Annotated in this window: 1 protein-coding gene; it reads right to left on the bottom strand. The window is 69.0% G+C overall.

Features of this window, described 5'->3' with window-relative positions:
• Positions 1 to 36 precede the first annotated feature (36 nt).
• Positions 37 to 1,077: an IS30 family transposase gene (locus tag AB0P06_RS36885; RefSeq protein ID WP_363615382.1), complete on the bottom strand. Its 1,041-nt coding sequence runs from the start codon at positions 1,075 to 1,077 to the stop codon at positions 37 to 39.
• Positions 1,078 to 1,482: the final 405 nt, after the last annotated feature.

Raw genomic sequence — 1,482 nt, 5'->3', positions numbered from 1 at the left:
CTTGGGTTCAAGGGGTCGTCGCAACACCACTTGGTTTTAGGTGGTGAGTAGATCACGTAGACGCTCGGCTGGGGTATTCCAGCCGAGCGTCTTGCGTGGGCGGCCGTTGAGTTCTTGGGCGACGTGTTCGAGGTCTTCGGGGCTGTGCAGGCTGAGGTCGGTTCCCTTCGGGAAGTACTGCCGCAGGAGCCCGTTCGTGTTCTCGTTCGAGCCGCGTTGCCAGGGTGAGGCGGGGTCGCAGAAGTAGACGGGCATGCCAGTGGCCATGGTGAACTGCTTGTGGCGTGCCATCTCGCTGCCCTGGTCCCAGGTGAGGGAGCCGCGCAGGTGGGCGGGCAGGGTCTGGATGGTGCGGACGAGGCCGTCGCGGACGGTCTCGGCGTCGTGGGCTCCGCCCGGCAGGTGGACCAGCATGGTGTAACGGGTGCTTCGTTCGACCAGGGTGGCGATCGCGGAGCGCCCGCCCGCGCCGATGATCAGGTCCCCTTCCCAGTGGCCGGGCACCGCCCGGTCCTCGACGTCGGCGGGTCGGTCGCTGATCATCACCATCGGGTCGATGAACCGTGGGGTGCGCCGCTCGGGGTCGCGGCGGGGTTTGCGGCGGGTCCGGCCGGAGCGGACGGCTGCCTGCACTTCCCGTTTCAGGCCGCCGCGGGCCTGAAAATACAGTGCCTGATAGATCGTTTCCACGCTCACCCGCATGCTCTCGTCGTCGGGATGCTCCGTCAGCAGAGCGTGGCAGATCTGTTCCGGTGACCACCGCCTGCGCAGTCCGCCCTGGACGAAGCGACGCAGCCGTCCCTCGCGCAGCAGCTTGCGCTCCTTGGGCCGGGGCCTGCGCGCCGCCGCCGCCCGGTGGGCCGCGTAGGGCTGGTAGCCCTTGCTGCCCGCGTTCGCGTCGATCTCCCGCTTGACCGTGCTCGCCGGCCGCCCCAGGGCCCGTCCGATCGCCCGCAACGACTGACCTAGCGCCTGGAGATCCCGTATTTGTTCGCGCTCGGCCAGGGTCAGGAACCGCGGATGCAGTTGCTGTTCCAGGGCTCTCAGGCCCACTGGTGCTGTGGTCACGCCGCCCATCGTGACGGTCCCGGCGGTGTAGTCGACACGGCGGCCGTCGGTGTAGGTGCGCGTGGTGCGGGTCTTCTTGACGCCCCAGTCCCAGTCCTTGGCCGTGCGCTCGTTCACGCCGATCTGCCGGGCCGCCGCCCGGCGTGCGACACCGGCGCCCCGAAGCCGCTCGTACTCATCGCGACCGGGGTGGCGCCGCGGCAGGCGCACCGAGCTCTGTCCGGCCTTCCGGGCCCAGCCGAAGGCAGTGTTCCGGTTCACCCCCAGCTCACGCGCCACCACGGTCACGTTCCCCACGGCATCCAGCCGCGCAAGGAAACGCTCCCTCAAACCCGAAAGATCATCGCGTCCAACAGCCACGGCCCTCGCAACTCCCACAGATCGCGGGTGTTGCGAGGACCGTTAGAACCCAAG

It is taken from the genome of Kitasatospora sp. NPDC088351, from assembly GCF_040685575.1.
Taxonomy (GTDB): domain Bacteria; phylum Actinomycetota; class Actinomycetes; order Streptomycetales; family Streptomycetaceae; genus Kitasatospora.
This window is presented reverse-complemented; position numbering and strand designations above follow the sequence as displayed.

Bases quoted from the DNA above. Each gene is read 5' to 3' on its own strand.
- AB0P06_RS36885 (WP_363615382.1), bottom strand. From the start codon at position 1,077: ATGGGCGGCGTGACCACAGCACCAGTGGGCCTGAGAGCCCTGGAACAG.